This is a genomic window from Porphyromonas sp. COT-108 OH1349 (assembly GCF_000768755.1).
In the GTDB taxonomy this organism is placed as follows: domain Bacteria; phylum Bacteroidota; class Bacteroidia; order Bacteroidales; family Porphyromonadaceae; genus Porphyromonas_A; species Porphyromonas_A canoris.
Map to the genome: position 1 here is coordinate 55,206 of NZ_JRAH01000013.1, position 23,140 is coordinate 78,345.

Sequence of the window (23,140 nt, forward strand, 5' to 3'; positions counted from 1 at the left end):
TCTTTTCGGGAGCTTTTATATAAAAACGGCCGGACGATCTGCCGCCGAAATCGCTCTCTTTTTTCTTCCGATTTTGTCCGGATAATTTTCTCTATTCTTCTAATCGGCTCTATAATAGTCAGATATGAGAAATCGCGAATTTGGAAAAAATTTTTTCTCAGTCCGTTTGATGGGGCTTTTTCGCGTTAATAAGTCTGAAATTTAACACCCTCTTCTGTAAACGTTTCCTAATAAAGAAATCTGCCTTTTCAGAGGTATTTTGGGGTAAAAACACGTAGGTGGTTTATTATTAATGTTTTAGCCGTTTTGGCTAAACACGTTAACCGAATCCGGTAAACGTGTTTAATGAAATCGGTAAACGTGTTCATTGAAAAATTAAACACGTTAAGCCGAAACAATATGCTCGTTTAGCGTTTTGGGTGAACAGGTATCGGAATTTGTGTTAATAAAATGACCTGAATTTAACAATTCGGTCGTGCTCTCAGAACGACACCTTTGATCAAAATAGAGAGAGGGAAAAACGGAAGGTATCCATCGGTATGGAATATATAAAAATGCCTCTCTGTCAGGAAGCTATTATTTCTTCTTTTTTGCCGGTTCCCATTAGGGGTCTGCTTCCCGGCTATCCGGAAAAATATTAGTATCTTTACCCATTATTTATAGATAATTGAGATGACGGTTATTACAAGACTATCCGGAAAAATATTGCTGTGTCTGCTCTTCTCGTTTGGAGTGATAAGCGGGGTAGATGCAGCTTCCAAGAACTACTACTATTTCACTTCACCTGCAAAAGTATGGGAGGAGCAGCTGCCGTTGGGTAACGGACGGATCGGACTCATGACCGATTCTCGCCTCAGCCATGAGACTATCACGCTGAACGAGATTTCGATGTGGTCCGGCTCTAAAGAGAATACGGATAACCCCAAAGCCTTGGAGTCGTTGGAAGAGATTCGTCGTCTGCTCTTTGCCGGAGAGAATAAGAAAGCTGAAGAACTCGTTTATCGCACCTTTGTTTGCGGAGGAAAGGGGAGCAATTACGGGAGAGGAGATATTGCCCCATACGGATCTTATCAGCTCTTTGGACGTCTGCATCTGAGCCACTACGGGATAGAACCCCAAGTGACAGACTACAAGAGAGCACTGGACATAGACAACGCACTGGCTGAAACCACCTTCTCCTCCGGAGGAGTGCAGTACAGCAGAAAATACTATACCTCTTTTGCAGACGATGTTGCAGTCATCGAACTGACGGCATCGGAGTCGGGCAAGCTCTCTTTCGACCTCGTCTGGAGCCGTCCACAGCATGCTCATTTTCGTCTTACCAAGAATGGTGCCGTGATAGAAGGAGCTCTTCCGGATGGTGCAGGCGGCTATGGTAACAGATTTTTCGGAGAAGCCCGTGTCGTTCTGCCCGAAGGTGGAAGCATCTTCCCCAACAACGGCTCTTTGGAAGTACGTCAAGCCACTTCCGTACTCATCCTCATTGCAATGAACACCTCTTATGGTGGAGTGAACGAAAAGGAGAGGGTCACCAAGAGACTGGATGAAGTGGCAGCAAAAGCCTCGCTCGACTTTCTCAGAGAAGCGCATACGAAAGCATTCAGAGAGAAGTTCGGACAGACGGCAGACCTGTCTCTCGGAGAGCATCCCAACGAACAACTTCCGATGCCGGAGAGATTAAGACTGTTCCATGAAAACCATGAAGACCTTCCGTTGGTTGCGTTGTATCAGAAGTTCGGACTCTATCTTTTGGTCTCTTCGACACGTGAAGGCGGTTTGCCGCCTAACTTACAGGGGCTTTGGGCAAGCACCATAGCAACGCCTTGGAACGGAGACTACCATTTGAATATTAACCTGCAGATGAACTACTGGCCGGCAGAAACAGGCAATCTTTCTCCGCTTCACCGGACTCTTTCGGACTGGACACTGGATCAGGTAGAGAGTGGAAAGCGGACTGCAAAAGTGTTCTACGGAGCAAAGGGATGGGTTACTCACATTCTTGGCAACGTATGGCAGTTCACCGCACCGGGAGAACACCCTTCATGGGGTGCCACAAACACATCTGCGGCATGGCTCTGCCAACACTTGTTCAGACATTACAGATACAACCTCGATAAGGCTTATCTGAGAGAGGTATTCCCTGCAATGCTCGAAGCATCGCGCTTCTTTGTGGATATGTTGGTGAAAGATCCTCGCAACGGCTACCTTGTAACAGCCCCCACAACCTCTCCGGAAAATTCATACTACACACCGAAAGGGGAGGTCGTACACATATCTGCCGGATCCACAATGGACAACCAAATCATACGCGAGCTGTTCGGGAATACCATAGAGGCGGCTCGGATACTCGGTATCAAAGATCCGCTACTGAAAACAATGGCTCAGAAGAGAGACAGCTTGATGCCTACGACAATAGGTGAAGACGGCAGAATACTCGAATGGCTTGAGCCATACAGAGAGGCAGAGCCGCATCACCGCCACGTCTCACACCTTTACGGACTCTATCCGGGCAGTGAAATCAGCTTGGAACACACGCCGGATCTGGCGGCAGCCGCAAAGAAAAGCCTTGATGCACGTGGTGATGTGAGTACGAGTTGGTCTATGGCGTGGAAGATAAACTTCTGGACAAGACTGCACGAGGGAGATAGGGCATTCAAGCTCATTACCGAACTTCTTCGCCCTTGCAGTGTGCAGGGTATGGACTATAAGGGGTACAGAAGCGGCACGCTGCCTAATCTTTTCAGTGCGCATCCGCCTTTCCAGATAGACGGAAACTTCGGAGGAGCAGCAGGTATCATGGAGATGCTGTTGCAGAGCGAGTCCGGTGTGATAGAGGTAATACCTGCACTGCCCTCTTCATGGCGTAAGAGCGGAAGCTTCCGCAATATCAAAGTGGTGGGAGATGCCCTTATCTCTGCCGAGTGGAAGGATGCCAAGATCGTTGCTTTTACGCTGACGGCTTCTGCTCCTTATACTCATAAGCTGAAAGCGGACAAGGGATTGGAGACACTCCGACTGCAAGTGAAAGGAAAAGGTTCGGCTAAACGCCAAGGCGGTTACTGGATACTGAACCTCAAACCGGGCGATACGGTCTCTGCCCGCTAAAGATGTAGAGAGAATGGGAAAGAATAAGCTTGCCAAGTTTGCCGATATGGCTGCCCTGCCCAACGTGTATGAATATCCTTTCGGAGTGCTTCGTACCGGCGTGCAGTTCCCTTTCCGTGGAGAGTGGAGAGCCAAAGTGTTTGAGAATGATGCTCCCATTGTTTTGGAATTGGGCTGTGGCAGAGGTGAATATACCGTGGAAATGGGACGGATGTTTCCGGATAAGAACTTTATCGGAGTGGATATCAAGGGAAATCGTATGTGGACGGGAGCAACCACAGCCCATAGAGAGGAGCTTTCCAATGTGGCTTTCCTCCGGACGGAGATAGAGTTTATCGAGACATTTTTTGCTCCCGGAGAGGTGGATGAGATATGGATCACGTTCCCTGATCCGCAGATGAAAAAGGTGCGGAAAAGACTTACCTCTGTCCGGTTTATGCAGATGTACAAGAGAATCCTTGCTTCCAACGGAGTGGTACACCTGAAGACGGACAGCCGGTTTCTCTATACATTCACATCCGCAATGGCTCGGCACAACGGCTTGGAAGTGATCCGTTCCATAGAAGACATAGACAAAGAGGTGGACGAAGAAGATCCGTTGAGAAAGATTCGTACCTACTACGAAAGCCAATGGAGAGAACGAGGATTGACGATAAAGTATATCGTACTCTCTCCGGCACTGCTCACCGATCACTCCGAAGACCCTGACATAGAAATAGAGCCGGATAGTTACCGTAGCTTTAACCGGGAAAGAAGAGGCTCTCTTAACTTAAAATCGAATATATGACACTTAAATTATACCCCAATCTAATATTGGATGCCTTGCGGAATGTCCGCTATCCGGGCAAGAGCGAAGATATTGTCAGCGCAGGAATGGTACAGGCTGACAGCATACACATAGCTGGTAATAAGGTTTCGTTTGAAATACATTTCCCGAAAGAGAATGACCCTTTTGCAAAGTCTCTTGTTCGGGCAGCAGAAACAGCCGTCAATACTTATATCTCTCCGGATGTAGAGGTAAAAGGAAATGTAACAGCCGTTTTCCCTAAAGTGGTGAAAGAGGAGAAGCCTCAACTTCTTCCCGGTGTGAAGAATATCGTTGCCATATCTTCCGGTAAGGGAGGAGTGGGGAAAAGTACGGTTACAGCCAATCTGGCTGTTGCCCTTGCCGCTTCGGGCTATAAGGTGGGCGTGTTGGATGCAGATATATTCGGTCCAAGCATGCCTAAGATGTTTTGCTGCGAAGAGGCAAGACCCTGCTTGGAGAATATCAATGGTAGGGATCTTATCATCCCCGAAGAGAGTCATGGCGTCAAACTGCTCTCGATAGGATTTTTTGTTAATAAAGATGCTCCGGTGCTTTGGCGCGGAAGCATGGCGTGCAATGCCCTGAATCAACTTATAACAGAAGCGCATTGGGGAGAGTTGGATTACTTTCTCATCGACCTTCCTCCCGGTACCAGCGATATTCATTTGACACTTATACAGACTCTCGGCATCACGGGCGCAATAGTGGTTACCACGCCTCAGGATGTGGCTCTTGCGGATGCACGAAAAGGGGTGAATATGTTTTTGGATGAAAAAGTCAATGTTCCGCTCTTGGGTTTGGTAGAGAACATGGCATGGTTTACACCCGAAGAGCTACCGGAGAATAAGTATTACATCTTCGGTAAAGAGGGAGGTAAACGCTTGGCAGAAGAGGTCGGAACCCATCTTCTTGGACAGATACCTCTCGTTCAAAGCATTCGTGAGGGGGGGGACAGCGGTGTACCCATTGCTGCCAATCCCGATAGCATTGTCGGACAGGCGTTCCGCGAATTGGCTGCCAAGGTAATCGAGAGCGTAGAGGAACGTAACACGACTCTCCCTCCAACGAAGAAAGTTGAAGTGACGCGCAAGTAATAACACAAACACAAATACTTATCGCAATGCAACAAGAACAAGCACAATTCCGGATAAGTAAGGTGGTGCAGAGTATCAATCCCTCCTTGCTTCTCTTTTTGGCGGCTTTGGCTGCTATCATTTTTGCCAACTCTCCCTGGCAAGCACAGTATTTCAGCTTTCTCAATAATCCGATCAAAGTAAATATCGGAGATTACGGACTCTTTGAACATCACGGGAGACCGATGACGCTGCAAGAGTTCGTGAACGATGCTCTTATGGCTATATTCTTCTTCGTAATAGGCCTGGAGATTAAGATGGAGCTTCTTATAGGACAGCTCTCAAGCATTAGAAAAGCGATGCTTCCGGTGGTTGCAGCCATAGGAGGAATGATAATACCGGTACTTGTTTTCTACGCATTTGTTCACGATGGAGGTATGGCAATGAGAGGTGCAGCCATACCTATGGCAACGGATATAGCTTTTGCTTTGGCTGTTTTAGCGGCAGTCGGCAAGCATGTCCCTCCTTGTCTGAAAGTCTTTTTGATGTCTTTGGCTGTGGTGGATGATATTGGCGGTATCATCATTATCGCTCTTTTTTACAGCGGACAGATACATCTAACCTCTCTGTTGATAGGGCTTGGTCTCTTGGTGGTAACCTATATCTTGGGACGTAAAGGGATGGACAAGGCATATATCTACTATTTCATTGGCTTCATTGTCTGGACTTTCTTCTTGCATAGCGGTATTCACACCACCATTTCCGGAGTATTGTTGGCGCTTACCATACCTTCTAAGTGTACAGTTCGCCTGCCTCAACTCAAGGAGAGTCTATCGGGTTTTGTTCAAGATTTCAATGGTCAGTACGAGATAGAAGCCGAGCGTGCTCAGAAGCTTTCTCACCGTCAGCTGGTTCGTTTGCGTCTTTTGGAAAAAAAAGTGGAGCGTTCTATCTCTCCGCTTCAGTTCATTGAGCACGATTTAAGTCCGGTGGTAAGCTATATTATTTTACCTTTATTTGCTTTTGTCAATGCCGGTGTAACATTCGGAGGAGTTACCATGTCGGATCTTTTGGGACTGCCTATTGCAATATTCTGCGGGCTTTTTATGGGAAAGATGTTGGGTATCTCTCTCTTTACTTATATACCGAACAAGATCGGGATATTGAAATATCCTGAGGGAATGACGACACGAAATCTTATCGCTATATCTATTTTTGGAGGCATCGGCTTTACGGTTTCGCTCTTTATAGCCTCTCTTTCTTACTCTCCCGAAACAGCAGAAGGCGTAAATCTTCTAAACCAAGCAAAGATCGGAGTATTCTCCGGTACCATAGTCTCCGCTCTTGTCGGATTCTTTGCCTTAAACTTTGCTACGAGACATCTGAAGAAATAAAGAAAATCCCCGATTTGAATCCAAATCGGGGATTTTTTATTTATGGCAATGTGTTGCAGCGTATTCTAAAAGACCTTTTCGAGCATCTCTCTACATCTGCCAAACTGTGCATTCTGTCTTTTCAGACGATCTATCAGAGCAGATAGCCTGAACAATGCCTCTTCTCCGGTATTTTGTCTCATATAAAATGGTAGCTTAATCAGAGGATCCGATGGCAGGTGTACAAATTCCCAAGGATGGAAATAGATATTGAAGTACTGTTTGTCTCTGTACGTGTAGATGCAGAGATCGTTGAATATATCCATCGGGAGATTGTGAAAACAGAGCCAAAAGAGAGGAAAACGTACTATTGGTGTAACGGATGCAGGCAGAACCAACAGCTGTTCGGGTGAGATAAACGGACGTGTCGGTTTACCTAAGTTGTTGTACCGTCCCGGCATCCACGTCGGATTCAGAGAGGAATCGTACTTATAACCTGCATTTTTGAGCGCATACCCCGATACATTCTGCATACGAGGCATACGGAATCCTACCACATCGTATCCGGTAATCTCTTGCAGCTTTAAGCGGGACGAGAGAAGATCATCTACATGGAAAGAGGAGTGATAATAGCCGTGTGAAGCCAGCTCGTGTCCTTCTTCCGTGATGCGTTGAACCAGATTCGGACGTTCCATTGCAAACGTTGCCGTACAAAAGAATGTTGCTTTTACATCCTTCTCTTTTAGTAGAGAAAGGATAGCTTCAGTACCGCGAGCCGATATTTCTATCTGCTTTTCAAATGGTATCGGATGACCAAACTCTACGGGAGCATCGAACTCCTCTATATCGAAACTTAAGAAAACCATCTTGATTGGAATACTTTAGGAAGGACACGAAGCTCCTTAAGAAGGACTTTCATGCCCATTCGGGATAAAACTACTTCATCTCTTACCTTTGCCGGAACGCCTTCCACTTTCAGGCGTTTTTTCACAGCTATCGAGATGAACTGTGTATCGAAGAGGAAAGAGTCTATATTCGTTTCCAGAAAAGCCTCTTTCCCTTTCCGGTTGAATCCTTTCAGACCGCCTTGTGTGTCTGTATATGGAAGACCGAGCAGTACTCTATTGACCAGATGAGAACCGTATGAGAGCAGTTTTCTCAAGGCAGGCAGACGATGCTGATAGCTTTTCCGCCTGATGGCAATCACCGCATCAGCTCCCGAAAGAAGGCTTTCGATAACATTGGTATAAGAAAACGACTCGAAAGGGAAGTCATAATCTGTGTACAGGATCAGGTCTGAGTCCGACATTTCTACACCTGAACGGAGAGCAAAACCTTTACCCCTGTTGACCTCGTAAGAGACATACCGCACGGGCCAAGGCAGATCGGCAATCTGTTGTTTCACCTCTTCGCTGTAATAAGAAAACGATCCATCCGGAGATATAATAAGAGAGATCTCCAACCTGTCCGAGTATTGCTCGGAGATAGAAGAGAGTTGCGTGTACACTGCTTTCACCCACTCTCCTTTCGGTTTATATGCCGGGAGAATGATGTCTAACGTCTGTTTTTGCATATCAAAAGTGGCTCAAGGGTCATTCTTGCCCATAGGATGAGGGCAAAGATAACTCCAAGATTATTGTGGTCAAGTATTATTCTTCGGATTTTTACGGGACATATCACATCTATGGGGCAGATGACATAGAAGAAGAAAAAGAGAGCTGTGAATATCTTATCCGTTTTGGACATGTATCCTTTGGCATACACCCAAAGAAGATACCCCGTCATACCTATTATATAGGTGTGTCTTTCGGTGGAGTTCCCCCACACCATCAGCGTCATCATTACCGTTCCGAGCAGCATTGCTCCCAGCATCGGGCGCAGGCTGTCTCTTCTCTCCCTCTCTTTTGTCTGCATCAGACAGAGAGCTATACAGACTGTCGGTAAGAGTGTAGCAACAATGAGTATCGGTAGTGTATATTCGTAGATCTCCGGTAGTCCGGCTTTAGCAATGAAGCGGTAGGCTACTTCAAAACGTTCGGGAGCTTCCCGTATGGAGATTGCCTCAAACCATGAGCGGTAGTAAGGCAGAAGTCCGTCCACTCCAACCTTTAGAGCAGGAAGAAGTAACGCTATCACCGAAAATACCATTCCGTGTCCGATGTTTTTCCAAAAACGAGGATAGAAAAAGAGTAGTACTCCGGCAAAGCCGATATACACTTTTGTGAAAGCCCCTATGACCAACAGAAGCACTGCCGGAAGGTATCGCCCCTCTTCCATCCATTTGTAAATAAAGAGAAACATAGCAGTGGTGAGAAGGTTGAACTGGAACGACATGATGGATGAAACCATAATTCCCACAAGCAGGAAGAAGACTACGGCAAGTCGCTTACTATTCCAAACTTTACAGCTATACAAGGAGTAGAAGAATGCCGAATAGCTTGTGAGATTCCAGAGAGAAGCTCCCAGCCACCAAGGAAGGAAGGCAAACGGAGTGAAAAGCATCGAGAAGAGCGGACCGTACAAGTATCTGTCGAGCCCGTTTCCGGCAACCCCGGTATGATCCCAACCGGAATAGGGATTGATGCCTGCCCAGAAATCTTTAGACCCATAGGCAAATATCTGAAAGTTGTTTGCCTTTAGGGAGACCAGCTCGGTAGTGGAGAAAATCAAGGTAAGCAGTAATCCGAAGAAGAAGATGCTCTGCGGCTGCAAGAGTAGAGTCTTGACGCTCTTTTTCTGTGTCATTTGTTATCAAATGGTCATTAGAGTTCTCACAAAGATACCATTTCCGCTCGAAATTGTGTTTTCACTCCTGCCTTCGCTCATGAAAGGAGAACTAATGAAAACGGAGATGTGTTGCGCAAACACACCTCCGTTTTGAGTTATAACACATCAGGGACGAACAATTATAGAGAGCTCCAATAGTCGTCGGACTCTATAATTTCGATCATGATTTTTCTATCCTGCTTACGAGTGCTGTCCGGCTTCTCCTTCGGAGCCAATGCCACTCTCTTACCAAGCCCTCTGTACTTCAGTTTATCTTGAGGAACACCTCTGGAGATAAGGGCATTGACAACAGCTTTCGCTCTTTCATTGGAAAGTTTATCGTTGTACTCATCGCTACCCACATTATCGGTGAACCCGGATATAAGGAATCGTTTATTGTTATTCTGGAGCATGAAAGCCGCCGTTTGATCCAAAGACTGCTTAGAAGTATCGTCTATAACACTGCTGTTAAATGCAAAGAAGATTCCTTCCAGAAGCATAGGGATAGAGGTTGAAGGGAGAGATGCCGGAGCAACTTTTACTTCTTTTTCGACGATTTTCTCTATCACTTTTTCCACGTATCTTACCTCCGTTTTGGGCTGCATTATCTTAGGCTCTCCACCGATACGCATCTTTATACCTACACGAGCATACCAAAGTCCGGATCTGTCCATGTGTTCAAATGCCTGATAACCGCCTTCCATATTTAGCCCCCAATGATCGTTAAACCAAAGATTGATACCCACACCTCCGTGTATGGGTATAAGATGTTTTCTTTGTATCTGATGAGGAGTCTTGTATTCAACACTTTTTCCATCAATTTGAATCTTTGGGTTTCCCTTAGAAAAACCATTGTAGAAGTATCCTGTCCCTATTGTCAGATAAGGATCAAATAGTGGATTCGGACGAAAATATTCTCCGAGCCTATAGCGTATTCCCAAATTGGTCAGGAATGCAAACTCTTTGTCATAACTTACCGACTGGGTAAGATCCACAGCCCAATGGCGCCCAAGCTCTTTTCCGATGCCTATATGTCCTCCGAAGAGCACGCTCCTCTTATCCATAGAGATAAAGTAGTGATGAGCTTTTTTGGAAGCTTCTGCAATATCTATTCTGGAAAGTCCGAGAGCATTACCCCCAAGGGAGATTTCCCATGCTTTCTTTACGGATTGCTGTGCGTAACCTCCACTCACGATAAGGGTAAAAAGAAGTATCCGTAGTATTGTCTTCATGATTATTCTTCGCTATAAGTTACTTCGATCGGAGCCACTTTCCCCTCATATAGAGGGTTAATCTTTAGTTTGTATTGACCCGGGTGAGCCGGATCTTCAATAAGCTCTCTGTGTATGTTGTCCAAGCCATTCCAAGCTATGTTTCCACTTTTGCCGGAAGAAACAGACCAGTTGTATGAGACATATATTCTGGATCCTAACCGGACATTCTTTAGCTCAAATGTTGGTGCACCAAGAGTCGGATGTTTTTCGGATGTGTCTGCATAATCTTCCCCTCCATAATTGGCTTTGACGAAGAGTACTGTTTGTGCTTTTGCTTCTTCTTGTGTGAATGGCGGATAAAGTACGGTCATTCTTTCCGGTTTAATGGCTACCTTTCTCTTGCTTTGAGGGAATATAGCATCAAGATTTATGGTACTCGTATCAAGCTCTCCTGTTACTCTTTCAAACAATACGGTATCATCATCTTGTACGATCTTTTTATGCAATACAAGTTTTTTTATCTGAGGAAGATTTTGTACCGGCGGCACTTCAACGATAATTATTCCCTCCAAAACTCCCAAATACTTACCTAAGTCAAAGTCTACGGTGTAATACTCTCTCTCTCCTCCCCAAAGGTTACTCTTGTCGAGGATAAGATCCGAGTCTACTATTTTCTTCTTAATGGTAAAGTTGCCAAACATCTGATCTATGGTAAATGGTACCGAAATCTTATGTCCACCACCATCTAAAATAAATGAAGTCGGATCTTCAGGATTCGATATTCTGTATCCGGTAGCATAGTTGCCAAATCGTGGTCGACTATCGTCTATGAGATGAGCCGGAACGGGTTCCCAAGGAGAGCCAGGCTTGCGATGAATTTCTATAGCAGAATTGATTTGAAGAATATTATGTCCCATAACATAAAAAATGGAACGAAGCCTAACCCTTGCATGAATTCTGTTTGGAACAAAAGTGTTTCTAGCAGCTCTTCTTGTTTTACCTTTATATTTAACAAATGGAGCCCCAAATGATGCCATGTCTTTGAATGGCAACAGGTTCAGAGGTATGCGAAACTCTCCGTTGGTATCTGCCACAAAAGCTAAAGCCGGATCTAATCCGGGCATTCCCGTGACAATACTTTCCGGAGCCAACTCTCCATTTTTATCATAGACCTTATAAAGAACCCCATCGGGATGACTGTATTCACTGAAGTTTGCAAGAGAAAATTGTGCAATAACGTTGAACATATTGTCTATAATGGGAGTCTCTGCTCCGGGAGTTCCTGGTACAGGAGGTACGAAGTCGGTATTGCCACACTCACAAGAAGCACTTATGAACTCGTAAAAGTCGTCAAGAGAGTTCTTTTCGCAATCCCACGGCTCGTTTGTGTTTCTGTTTCTGATAGGATTTGTCGTTCCACATCTTTTGGCAAGATCTTCTTTCCAAAGCTCATAGGTAGAAAGACCATTGTTTCCATTTTGTCCATTCTCCCCGTCTTTTCCATCATTCCCATCCTTACCATTGGATCCATTTTCTCCTTTAGCTCCCATTAGGAAAGCCCAAAAGTCTGCCTCTGAATTGGCTTCAGGTGGCCATTTTTCTCCCGGTTTATGTGGATGCGGTACATTGCCGGAAGAGATGAACTTCTTCCAGACTTCATAAGCAGAGTCTCCGTTATTACCTTTTGCACCATCCTTGCCATCTTTACCATCCTTTCCTTTAGCAGGAATACCTGTGTCTTTGTCTCCTATCCACCAGTTCCCGTTTTCGCCAATGTGTGGAGAGATACCGTTTTGTCCATTCTCTCCATTCTCTCCATCCTTACCGTCTTTACCTTTGGCTGGGACACCGGTGTCCTTGTCTCCTATCCACCAGTTTCCGTTTTTGCCAATGTGCGGAGAGATACCATCTTGTCCATTCTCTCCATCTTTGCCATCCTTACCATCCTTACCGTCTTCACCTTTGGCAGGGACACCTGTGTCCTTGTCTCCTATCCACCAATTGCCGTTCGAGCCTATGTGTGGAGAGACACCATCTTGTCCGTTTTCTCCATCTTTGCCATTGTTACCGTCTTTACCATCTTTACCTTTGGCAGGAATGCCCGTATCTTTGCTACCAATCCACCAGTTACCATTTGTGCCGATGTGTGGAGAGACCCCATCTTTACCATCTTTCCCGTCTTTGCCTTTTAGGTAGAGAAAGAAGTCGGGAATATTTGTACCTCCATTCCAGATAATAATCTTTTTTTCTACCTGTCGCTTCCATATTTCGTAAGCTGATAACCCTGCCTCTCCTTGAGGCCCTCTTTCTCCTTGAGGTCCTTCGGGAAGTATAAAGTCTACTTTTTCACATGCTGTTAATCCTACAATTAGCAGCAACAAAAGAAATAATCCCTTGAAGAGAAAACTGTTTTTACTCATAGTCGTAAATCAAATGATTCATTTTTCTGTGTTTGTATTTTCTATTTATGATAAAAATCGCTTACTGTTATTCTATCTTTAACGAGTCGTATCGGTAACTAAAAGATATACATCTCATAGTAACAGGCTCTTAAATATTTCTTTTCAACCTGCAATTTTAGTGATAAATAGTTTGGGGACCAAATTATTTATCAAAATAGTTGAGATTTTTTATTTTGAGTGTGAGTGTAAATATAATTTTGCGCTGATATTTTCTTATATCATGATACTTCGTTTTGTGATAAAGAGGAGAGGCTGCTTCAGATTTTTTATCTTAAAAACAAGTTCTAAAGAGGATTTTATAGTCATCTGTTGGTAGGTTCAAACAAATTACATATTTTTGTAGCGAAATAGAATAACATTTTCAAACACTACAACAAAAAACTACATGCGATATGCGCTCTCAAGGAATATGCAAGAGAGTATCGGTGCTTACAGCACTAAAGATTCCATGTCAGATTGGCACAAATTGACACTTAGAGTTACGACTTTAAGTGGTTTTTTCGTGCAATCTTTTGAGAGCCATATCCGGAACAGAAAACTATATTACTAACATTATAAAAATAGATTCAGAAAGAGAGTTTTTGACACTTGTCAAGTTCCTGCCAAAGTAAAAAGTCTCTATGATTTTTGTCCAATGCATGAGGTGAGACGAATTGAAATACTTTTTAGCAGGATTGTGGATGGCAAAGCAAAAACCACATGGAAGATATCTTTTATGGGACTACTGCCTATAGTCATACTTACTCAACAAGATAAAGGAGCTTTCTTTCTCTGCTACGGGAACTAATGTTTTATCACTTATAAAACTCAATACAGCTTATGATGACCAGCGAACAGTATGTAGAAAGTCTGAGAAAAATGAATCTTCAGGTCTATTTTATGGGAGAAAAGATCGATAATCCTGTGGATCACCCAATGATAAGACCTTCGATGAACTCAGTAGCAATGACTTACAAACTGGCAGAAATGGAGGAGTACAAGGATCTCATGACTGCCACAAGTAATCTTACAGGCAAGCGAATAAATAGATTTTGCCACCTTCACCAAAGTACAGAAGACCTTAAGAATAAGGTGAAAATGCAACGTCTCTTGGGACAGAAGACAGCTTCTTGCTTCCAACGTTGTGTGGGTATGGATGCATTCAATGCAATCTATTCTACAACGTTTGAAATGGATAGAGAGCTGGGAACAGAGTACCACAAGCGTTTTGTGAAGTACATGGAGTTTGTGCAAGAGAATGACCTTGTGGTGGATGGTGCTATGACTGACCCTAAGGGTGATAGAAGTTTGTCTCCTTCTCAGCAACCCGATCCGGATCTCTATGTACACATTACAGAAGTGCGTCCGGATGGTATTGTGGTAAGAGGTGCTAAGGCTCACCAAACAGGGGCCGTGAACTCTCACGAACACTTGATTATGCCTACTATCGCAATGAAAGCAGAAGATTCGGATTACGCAGTCTCTTTTGCTGTGCCAAGTGATGCCGAAGGTGTGATAATGATATACGGACGTCAATCTTGTGATACAAGAAAAATGGAGCCTGGAGCAGAGATTGACCTTGGAAACTCTGAGTTCGGCGGACACGAAGCTCTTGTTGTCTTTGACGATGTATTTGTACCGAACGAACGCGTATTCATGTGTAAGGAGTACAAGTATGCTGGTATGATGGTAGAAAGATTTGCCGGTTACCACAGACAGTCTTATGGTGGTTGTAAGGTAGGAGTCGGGGATGTCCTTATCGGTGCTGCTGCTCTCGCTGCGGACTATAATGGCGTGCCTAAAGCAACACACATCAAAGACAAACTGATAGAGATGATTCACTTGAATGAAACTCTATATTCTTGTGGTATAGCTTGCTCATCCGAAGGAACTCAAATGGATGCAGGCAACTATATGATAGATCTTCTTCTTGCGAATGTATGTAAACAAAATATCACAAGATTACCATACGAAATAGCACGTCTTGCCGAAGATATTGCAGGCGGTCTTATGGTTACGATGCCTTCGGAACAGGATCTCCGTCATCCGGAACTTGGTCCTATCGTTAAGAAGTATTTTGTGGGAGCAACAGGCAAAGACACAGAGAATCGCATGAGAATACTACGCCTTATAGAGAATATCACTCTTGGTACTGCAGCAGTAGGATATCGTACAGAGTCTATGCACGGAGCCGGATCTCCTCAAGCTCAACGCATCATGATTGCAAGACAAGGAGACTTGGAGGCAAAGAAAGAGTTGGCTCGTGCTATAGCCAAAGTGGATGTGTCTAAAGACAAGTAAGCGATATTCTTTATATTTATAAATGGTAAAGACACTTTTGGCAGAAGAGATCGAACCCATACTACGCGACAAGGTAAGTCCTTTGTTGCGTAGTCATGGGGGCGATTTGCAGCTTGTAAAGATAGATGATTGCACGGTACATGTCCGTTTTACGGGAGCATGTAGATTCTGTCCTGCGGCAAATGAGACCCTTGAGAAAGTGGTACAGGCTGCATTAAGAGAGCATTTGGAAACAGAAGACGTGTATCTCTGTCTGGAAAGTGGAGTAAGTGAAGACCTTCTGAACGAAGCTAAGAGAATATTAAGAAAAAACAGCAAGTTATGAACAGAGATGCCCTAACGCCTTTTAAGTCTAAAGTCGTAACAGCAGATGAGGCCGTTAAGCATATCCAGAACGGAGATTTAGTCGTTCTTTCTCATGCAGCCGCAGTACCAAGGCTGTGTGTAGATGCATTGGTAAGAAATGCAGAGAAATTCAAAGATGTGAAGATCTATCACATGCTTTGCCTTGGTGAAGGTAAGTACATGGCTCCTGAAATGGCTTCTCATTTCAGACATATAACCAACTTTGTGGGAGCTAACTCGCGTGCAGCCGTGGCTGAAAATCGTGCCGATTTCATTCCGGGATTTTTCTATGAAGTTCCGAGCATGATGAGACAGAGGCTTCTTCCTGTGGACGTCGCGATTGTACAGCTTTCTGCTCCCAATGAAGAAGGGTATTGCAGCTTTGGTATTTCTTGCGACTATACCAAGCCGGCAGCGGAAGAGGCTAAAATTGTTATCGGAGAGATAAATGCTCAAATGCCTTTTGTCGGAGGAGACAATACTATACATCTTTCTGATATAGACTTTATCGTAGAGGCAGATTATCCTCTTTACACGATACCTCAACCTAAGATCGGAGAAGTGGAAGAGGCGATAGGGAAGAACTGTGCCGAACTTGTAAAAGATGGCGACACTCTTCAACTGGGCATCGGAGCCATTCCGGATGCTGTGCTTCAGTTCTTGAAGGATAAAAAGGATCTGGGCATCCACACAGAGATGTTTGCAGATGGAGTCCTTGAATTGGTAAGAAGGGGTGTGATTACAGGAGCCAAGAAAAGTTTACATCCGGGTAAGATGGTTGCCACATTCTTGATGGGAACTCAGGATGTATACGACTTTGTCAACAACAATCCCGATGTTGAGCTCTATTCTGTGGACTATGTGAATGATCCGAGAGTTATTGCACAAAATGACAATATGATAAGCATCAACAGCTGTATAGAGGTGGATCTCATGGGACAGGTGGTCTCGGAGTGTATAGGACCTAAGCAGTTTAGCGGAACCGGGGGACAAGTGGACTATGTTCGTGGTGCTACTTGGTCTAAAAATGGTAAGAGCATTATGGCTATGCCTTCTACAGCCAGCAAGGGTACGGCTTCAAGAATTGTCCCCAAGATAGCAGATGGTGCTGCCGTGACGACCCTCAGAAATGATGTGGATTATATTGTAACGGAGTATGGTATAGCGCGTCTGAAAGGGAAGTCGCTAAGAGAAAGAGCGGAGGCTTTGATCAGCATTGCTCATCCCGACTTCCGTGAGGAACTTTTGAGCTATTACAGTAAACGATTTGGATGATATTAATATTTCTTATTTATATTCTATTATGCAACTTTTCAAACTAAAGACCACTATTCATAGCTTTGATTCTTTCAGAGAGTTTGCTCAAGCATTTGAGCTTGGAGAGAGAGACTTGGTCATCACAAATGAGTTCTTGTATGAACCGTTCATGAAAGAGGTTAATCTTCCTTGCCATTTCGTAATGCAGGAGAAGTATGGTCTCGGAGAACCTTCGGATGAGATGATGAATAACATCCTGTCTGATCTTCGTGGTGTAGATTATGATCGGGTTATAGCAATAGGTGGAGGTACTGTGATAGATATCTCCAAGTTGTTTGTCTTAAAAGGAATGGCAGATGTTCTGCAAGCATTCGATCGCTCCATCCCTCTGATAAAAGAGAAAAAGCTGGTTATTATTCCTACTACTTGTGGTACAGGCAGTGAGGTTACCAATATTTCTATCGCAGAGATCAAGAGCAGACATACAAAGATGGGATTGGCAGATGATGCAATCCTGGCAGATGATGCCGTTATCATTCCTGAGTTTTTGCGTGGCCTGCCGTTTAAGTTTTATGCTTGCAGTGCAATAGATGCTCTTATTCATGCAATAGAAGCGTATGTTTCGCCTAAGGCCACTCCATTTACTCGGATCTTTAGCGAAGAGGCTTGGAATATTGTTTTAGAGGTATTCAAGAAGATAAGAGAGCATGGTCCTGAATATCGTTTTGAAAAGATGGGAGAGATGATCATGGCAAGCAACTTTGCAGGTATAGCTTTTGGCAATGCCGGAGTGGGTGCTGTTCACGCCCTTTCTTATCCTCTCGGAGGAAATTATCACGTACCACATGGAGAGGCCAACTACCAATTCTTTACAGAAGTATTCAAGGCTTATCAGAAGAAAAATCCTTTTGGCGCAATAGTGGAAGTCAACTGGAAGCTCTCTCGCATTCTCGGATGCCAGCCGGAAGAAGTTTATCCTTGCTTGGATGAGCTTTTGGGCTGTCTTATAGATAAGAAGCCGCTTCGAGAATATGGAATGAAAGATGAAGAGGTGAGAGGCTTTGCAGAAGCTGTTATAAAGACACAACAGCGTCTATTGGCTAATAACTATGTAGAGCTATCTGTGGATGAGATAGAAGAGATATATAGAAAGCTTTACTAATATGATCTTGACCTTTTTATCGTAAGATCTTGAATTGAAATATAGGAAAATCACAACAATAACATATTAAACAAAAAACATGGACATTAAAACGATGGTGCAGCGCGCTCGTGTTGCACAGGGGCAGTATGAGCAAGCTTTTAATCAAGAAGCTGCAGACATGGCGGTAAAAGCCGCGACAAAAGCAATCTACGATAATGCAGAAATGTTGGCCCGTTTGGCTGTGAATGAAACAGAAATGGGTGTTTATGAACATAAGGTTGCAAAGAATCGTAACAAGTCTAAGGGTGTTTGGTATAATCTTCATGACAAGAAATCTATGGGCATTATTGGTATAGATGAGCGCACCGGTCTTATTGAGATAGCTAAGCCTATCGGTGTTATTGCCGGTATCACTCCGATGACCAATCCTATTGTAACACCAATGTCTAAGATTGCATTTGCTCTTAAGACAAAGAATGCTATCATCATTGCTCCTCACCCAAGAAGTAAAGAGTGTTCAGGGATGGCTGTAAAGCTAATCAAAGAGGCCGTAAAACCACTTGGTGTTCCTGAAGATCTGATTCAAATGATAGAAGAACCATCTATTGAGAAGACGCAAGAGTTGATGGCTTCAACAGACGTGGTTGTTGCCACCGGGGGTATGCCTATGGTGCATAGCGCTTATTCTTCAGGAAAGCCTTCTTTTGGTGTAGGAGCCGGCAATGTTCAGGTAATTTTGGATAGTCATATCGACTATGATGATGCTGCTGAAAAGGTGGTTACCGGTAGAGCATTTGATAATGGTATTATATGTTCCGGAGAGCAGTTCTTTGTATATCCGAAGAAAGACAAAGAGGAAGTGCTTGCTGCGTTCCAACGTCATGGTGGGTATATCGTTCCTGAAGAAGACAGAGATGCTGTTGTCGGAGCTATCTTCAAAGATGGAAAGCTTGAGAGAGACATCGTAGGTCAAAGTGTAGAGTTCATTGCGAAGAAGGCGGGAATAAAGGTGCCTGCAGATGCTCGCGTACTTATAGTTCAAGCACACGGTATAGCTCAAGAAGATGAAATCTGTAAAGAAAAGATGTGTCCGGTGCTTGGATGCTATGGCTATACTCATTTTGAAGAAGGTATCGAGATGATGAAAGCCAACCTCTTCATGGAAGGTAGCGGACACACAGCCGGTGTTCACTCCAATAATCAGGCAAACATCATCAAGGCAGGTTCAGAAATCTCTGTTTCCAGAGTTATTGTCAATGCTTCTTGTGCTACAACAGCGGGAGGTTCTATCCAAAATGGTTTGGCAGTAACCAACACTTTGGGTTGTGGTACTTGGGGGAATAACTCTATTTCGGAGAACTTTACCTACAAGCACATGCTCAATATCACAAGAGTAGCTCCTATCTCTGCGAGGATCCAAGTCCCAACAGACGAAGAGATTTGGGCATAAATAGAATCGTCGTTTTATAATTTATACTGTAAGGTTCCGGGGCTATCTCTGTGTGGTAGCCCCGGGTAGCTTTGTTCCCAAATAAGGCTTTGCAGATGGAGAAAAAGAGTTACATTTGTTCCGAAGAACCATTGTCTTAGATTTTTTTCTTGCAATACGCCACTCCTGTAGCATCCCGGATACATTTTTCTGATAAAGAAGTGTATCGGAGCTATATTGGAAAGACATAATGTTAAATAAACTAATACAAACAGAGATTTATGGACTTTTCTCAAACCAAACAAGAACAAATGTTCCTTGAGATGATCCGAGAGTTTGCTCAGAAGGAAGTACTCCCTCTGGCTGCTGAGATTGACGAACAAGAACGTTTCCCCATCGAAACGGTAAAAAAGATGGGAGAGATAGGGCTGATGGGTATTCCCATTCCGGTAGAATACGGAGGAGCAGGAGCTACCAATCAGATGTATTCTATGGCAGTAGAAGAACTATCTCGCGTATGTGCTACCACCGGTGTAGTCCTTTCTGCACACACTTCTCTTTGTGTGGCTCCTATATATGAGCATGGAACAGAAGAACAGAAGAACAAGTATCTTCCCAAGCTATGTTCCGGAGAATGGATAGGAGCATTTGGCCTTACAGAACCTAATGCCGGAACAGATGCTGCAGCTCAACAGACTACTGCGGAAGATAGAGGTGATCACTATGTCCTTAATGGTAACAAGATCTTCATTACAAATGCGGAGTATGCACATGTCTATATCGTATTTGCTATGACAGACAAGTCGCAAGGGACAAAAGGTATCACTGCCTTTATCGTAGAGAAAGGAACCCCCGGTTTTTCTATCGGAAAGAAAGAGTTGAAGTTGGGTATCCGTGGATCTGCAACATGCGAGCTTATATTTGAAAACTGTATCGTTCCTAAAGAAAACCTCTTGGGACGTGTCGGAGGAGGATTCAAAGTGGCTATGAAGACACTTGATGGAGGTCGTGTCGGAATTGCTTCTCAAGCATTGGGTATAGCACAAGGTGCCATGGATGAGACCGTGAAGTACACTAAAGAGCGTAAGCAGTTTGGAAAGAGCCTTGCCAAGTTCCAAAACACACAATTCCAGTTGGCAGATCTACAATGTCGCATAGATGCCGCACGTCTTCTTGTGCGCTTGGCAAGCTGGAAGAAAGATATGGGCATGCCGTACAGCATGGAATCTGCAGAAGCAAAACTTTATGCTGCAGAAACGGCTATGGATATGACAGTAAAGGCTGTACAGTTCCATGGAGGATACGGTTACACCCGTGAATATCCAGTAGAGCGCATGATGCGTGATGCCAAGATTACCGAGATATATGAAGGAACCAGCGAAGTGCAACGCATGGTTATTGCTGCTAACCTACTAAAATAATCGCCGATCATGAAAATAGTTGTTTGTATAAAGCAAGTGCCAAATACTACGGAGATAAAGCTGGATCCTGTAAAAGGAACACTGATCCGTGATGGAGTGGTAAGTATAATGAATCCTGATGATAAGGGCGCATTGGAACAGGCGCTTTTGTTCAAGGACAAGTATAATGCACATGTAACGGTAGTAACCATGGGACCTCCTCAAGCGGAAGCCATTTTGAGGGAAGCGTATGCCATGGGAGCAGATAGGGCTATTCTTGTAAGCGATAAGAAGTTTGGAGGAGCCGATACTTTGGCTACCAGCTATACTCTTTCAAGAGCTTTGGCAAAGATCGAGTGTGATGTGATCTTCGCCGGTCGCCAAGCGATAGACGGTGATACTGCACAGGTAGGACCACAGATAGCCGAACAGCTGGATCTTCCTCAGATTACTTATGTAGAAAGTGTGGACTATGACGGCAGCAAGACTTTGACCGTTCGTAGAGGAACAGAAGAAGGACACGAGATACTCGAAGTAGATCTGCCTTGTATGCTTACATTCCTTGTCTCTGCATACAAACCCCGCTACATGCGTGTAAGAGGTATTATGGAAGCTTACGATAAGCCTATCGAAGTTTGGGGTACAAACGAGATAGAAGTAGATCCTACCCGTATCGGTTTGGCAGGATCTCCGACCAACGTGAAGCGTTCGTTCACCAAAGGTGCAAAAGCGATGGGAGCCATGCACGAGGATATTACAGCGGAAGAAGCTGCAGATATCATATTTAATAAGTTGAGAGAGAAATTTATCATCTGATTCCTAACCCCTCATACTAAAGACAATGAATAAAGAACAATATAAAGGAGTAATGGTCTTCGCAGAGCAACGCGAAGGAGTCATTCAGAATGTTGCTTACGAGTTGATAGGTAAGGCTCGTGAATTAGCAGAGGCTTTAGGAGAAAAAGTCACAGCACTTTTGTGTGGTTATAATGTTGCAGACCAAGCAAAGGGGTTGATAGCAGCAGGTGCAGACACTGTTCTCGTTGTAGATGATAAGCATCTGGAACACTACGTGACAGAGCCTTATGCACAAGCCGTAACACACGTTATCAACAGCAAAATGCCTGAGATTGTGCTACTTGGTGCCACAACTATCGGGCGAGACCTTGGTCCTCGTCTTTCTGCTCGCCTTTTGACCGGACTTACAGCAGACTGTACCTCTCTCGAAATAGGGGATGATCGTAATCTTTTGATGACTCGTCCTGCTTTTGGAGGAAATCTCATGGCAACGATTATCAGCAAGAATCATCGCCCACAGATGTCCACCGTTCGTCCGGGAGTGATGAGACGCAAAGCCATGGAGTATGATCGTACAGGGGAGGTGGAAAAAATCTCCGTACCATTCGATACATCCAAATTCCGTGTGCGTTTACTTAAGAGAGAAAAAGAGGAGAAGAACATGATAGACATTACCGAGGCGCACTTTATCGTCTGTGGTGGTCGTGGAGTGGGAACTCACGATGGCTTCTCCAAGCTCTCGGAACTTGCTAAGACTATCAATGGAGAGATCGCTTCTTCACGCGCTATGGTAGATGCCGGTCTTGTCGGACACGAAAGACAAGTAGGGCAGACCGGAAAGACTGTTCGCCCCGATGTCTACATGGCAATAGGTGTTTCCGGAGCTATACAGCACTTGGCCGGAATGGAAGAGAGCGAATACATCATAGCCATAAACAAAGACAAATATGCTCCGATATTCCAAGTGGCAGACTTAGGCGTTGTAGGAGATCTTCATAAGGTCGTACCTATCCTTACTGCCAAGATAAAATCGGCACAGCAAGAAAAGAAATAAGCGATAAGTGTTAGTGTTTAACTTGAGACTCCTCCCGGTAGCCCTTGCGGAACTATTCGGGAGGAGTCTTTTTTCTTTCGGAGATAAGACAAAGCTGTGATATTGAAACATACGACCGGAAGGAAGACATTTTTTAGAAAGAACCTGTTGAAAAAGTCCTTTTAACCTGTTGCGAAAGTAAGCTGATACCTAAGAATGTTTGAAATCGAGGTTTGCTTTTCGGAGTTCATGTTTTTGTTTTTGTAAGCCAAGATTTGCTTTTAGGGATTCACGTTTTGTTTTTTGCAAACCAACATTTGCTTTTAGGGAATTATCTCCTTGTTTCCGGTTTTAACCATATCAAGAAGGAGAAGTAAAAGTATTCTGCACACTTTTAGAGAGTGTAAACAGAAAGTTTATTCCGGGGATAGGGCTTTTACTTTCTTTTTTTGCAATCTTTTCGAGGATATCTCTCTTCTGATTGTATTGGTAAAATCAAGCACCCCTGAAAAGGTTTTCTTCCTTTATTTTACCTTGAAAATGAAAATGCCCTACGGGCTGATATTACTTAGAAAAGATTGTTGTTTTCAAACTTTAGAAGTTCTTTACTTTCTAAAAGTGTTTTCTTTATGATAAGTTTTAGGGATCTTCCC

At 44.1% G+C, this 23,140-nt stretch carries 17 protein-coding genes; 12 read left to right on the forward strand and 5 right to left on the reverse strand.

Features of this window, described 5'->3' with window-relative positions; all coding sequences use genetic code 11:
• The first annotated feature begins 672 nt into the window (after positions 1 to 672).
• From JT26_RS02245 to nhaA, 4 genes are read left to right on the forward strand one after another with little or no spacing between them, the layout of a single operon-like run.
• Entirely contained in the window at positions 673 to 3,105 is a 2,433-nt protein-coding gene (locus tag JT26_RS02245) for a glycoside hydrolase N-terminal domain-containing protein (RefSeq protein WP_036845596.1), read from the forward strand.
• Between the two features lie 13 nt (positions 3,106 to 3,118).
• Positions 3,119 to 3,892 carry a tRNA (guanosine(46)-N7)-methyltransferase TrmB gene (trmB, locus tag JT26_RS02250; protein ID WP_036845599.1) on the forward strand — a complete coding sequence of 258 codons (774 nt, stop codon included), beginning with the start codon at positions 3,119 to 3,121 and terminating at the stop codon, positions 3,890 to 3,892.
• On the forward strand, positions 3,889 to 5,007 hold the full coding sequence (locus JT26_RS02255) for an Mrp/NBP35 family ATP-binding protein (RefSeq protein WP_036845602.1): 1,119 nt from the start codon (positions 3,889 to 3,891) through the stop codon (positions 5,005 to 5,007). Before trmB ends, JT26_RS02255 begins: the two co-directional genes overlap by 4 nt.
• 26 nt (positions 5,008 to 5,033) lie before the next feature.
• On the forward strand, positions 5,034 to 6,380 hold the full coding sequence (nhaA, locus tag JT26_RS02260; RefSeq protein WP_036845605.1) for a Na+/H+ antiporter NhaA: 1,347 nt from the start codon (positions 5,034 to 5,036) through the stop codon (positions 6,378 to 6,380).
• 65 nt (positions 6,381 to 6,445) lie between these two features.
• Here the strand turns inward: nhaA and JT26_RS02265 are convergent, their stop codons facing one another.
• The 5 genes from JT26_RS02265 to JT26_RS02285 all read right to left on the reverse strand — a co-directional run bounded on the left by JT26_RS02265 (position 6,446) and on the right by JT26_RS02285 (position 12,759).
• Positions 6,446 to 7,225 (reverse strand): polysaccharide deacetylase family protein, encoded by a 780-nt coding sequence (locus JT26_RS02265; RefSeq protein ID WP_036791490.1) that lies wholly within the window; start codon positions 7,223 to 7,225, stop codon positions 6,446 to 6,448.
• Positions 7,213 to 7,932: a glycosyltransferase gene (locus JT26_RS02270; RefSeq protein ID WP_036845608.1), complete on the reverse strand. Its 720-nt coding sequence runs from the start codon at positions 7,930 to 7,932 to the stop codon at positions 7,213 to 7,215. Before JT26_RS02270 ends, JT26_RS02265 begins: the two co-directional genes overlap by 13 nt.
• Entirely contained in the window at positions 7,914 to 9,104 is a 1,191-nt protein-coding gene (locus tag JT26_RS02275) for a glycosyltransferase family 87 protein (protein WP_036845611.1), read from the reverse strand. Before JT26_RS02275 ends, JT26_RS02270 begins: the two co-directional genes overlap by 19 nt.
• Before the next feature lie 161 nt (positions 9,105 to 9,265).
• Positions 9,266 to 10,357, reverse strand: a complete 1,092-nt coding sequence (locus JT26_RS02280) for an OmpA family protein (RefSeq protein ID WP_036845614.1) — start codon at positions 10,355 to 10,357, stop codon at positions 9,266 to 9,268.
• A 2-nt stretch (positions 10,358 to 10,359) separates the two neighbouring features.
• Positions 10,360 to 12,759, reverse strand: coding sequence for a hypothetical protein (locus JT26_RS02285; protein ID WP_036845619.1), 2,400 nt, complete (start codon positions 12,757 to 12,759; stop codon positions 10,360 to 10,362).
• Between the two features lie 861 nt (positions 12,760 to 13,620).
• On the opposite strand from JT26_RS02285, the gene JT26_RS02290 reads away from it, so the two are divergent.
• The 8 genes from JT26_RS02290 (at position 13,621) to JT26_RS02330 (ending at position 22,508) form a co-directional block, all read left to right on the forward strand.
• The gene (locus tag JT26_RS02290; RefSeq protein ID WP_036845622.1) at positions 13,621 to 15,081 is read left to right on the forward strand and encodes a 4-hydroxyphenylacetate 3-hydroxylase family protein; all 1,461 of its coding nucleotides are present in this window, start codon (positions 13,621 to 13,623) and stop codon (positions 15,079 to 15,081) included.
• 22 nt (positions 15,082 to 15,103) lie between these two features.
• On the forward strand, positions 15,104 to 15,406 hold the full coding sequence (locus JT26_RS02295; protein ID WP_052110299.1) for a NifU family protein: 303 nt from the start codon (positions 15,104 to 15,106) through the stop codon (positions 15,404 to 15,406).
• Positions 15,403 to 16,701: an acetyl-CoA hydrolase/transferase family protein gene (locus tag JT26_RS02300; RefSeq protein WP_036845625.1), complete on the forward strand. Its 1,299-nt coding sequence runs from the start codon at positions 15,403 to 15,405 to the stop codon at positions 16,699 to 16,701. The genes JT26_RS02295 and JT26_RS02300 overlap by 4 nt, the downstream gene beginning before the upstream one ends.
• Positions 16,702 to 16,729: 28 nt before the next feature.
• Positions 16,730 to 17,845 (forward strand): 4-hydroxybutyrate dehydrogenase, encoded by a 1,116-nt coding sequence (locus tag JT26_RS02305; protein ID WP_036845629.1) that lies wholly within the window; start codon positions 16,730 to 16,732, stop codon positions 17,843 to 17,845.
• A 79-nt stretch (positions 17,846 to 17,924) separates the two neighbouring features.
• Positions 17,925 to 19,277, forward strand: coding sequence for an aldehyde dehydrogenase family protein (locus JT26_RS02310; protein WP_036845632.1), 1,353 nt, complete (start codon positions 17,925 to 17,927; stop codon positions 19,275 to 19,277).
• Between the two features lie 260 nt (positions 19,278 to 19,537).
• On the forward strand, positions 19,538 to 20,677 hold the full coding sequence (locus tag JT26_RS02320; RefSeq protein ID WP_036791519.1) for an acyl-CoA dehydrogenase: 1,140 nt from the start codon (positions 19,538 to 19,540) through the stop codon (positions 20,675 to 20,677).
• A gap of 9 nt (positions 20,678 to 20,686) precedes the next feature.
• Positions 20,687 to 21,472, forward strand: coding sequence for an electron transfer flavoprotein subunit beta/FixA family protein (locus JT26_RS02325; protein WP_036791523.1), 786 nt, complete (start codon positions 20,687 to 20,689; stop codon positions 21,470 to 21,472).
• 25 nt (positions 21,473 to 21,497) lie between these two features.
• Entirely contained in the window at positions 21,498 to 22,508 is a 1,011-nt protein-coding gene (locus JT26_RS02330) for an electron transfer flavoprotein subunit alpha/FixB family protein (protein WP_036791527.1), read from the forward strand.
• Positions 22,509 to 23,140: the final 632 nt, after the last annotated feature.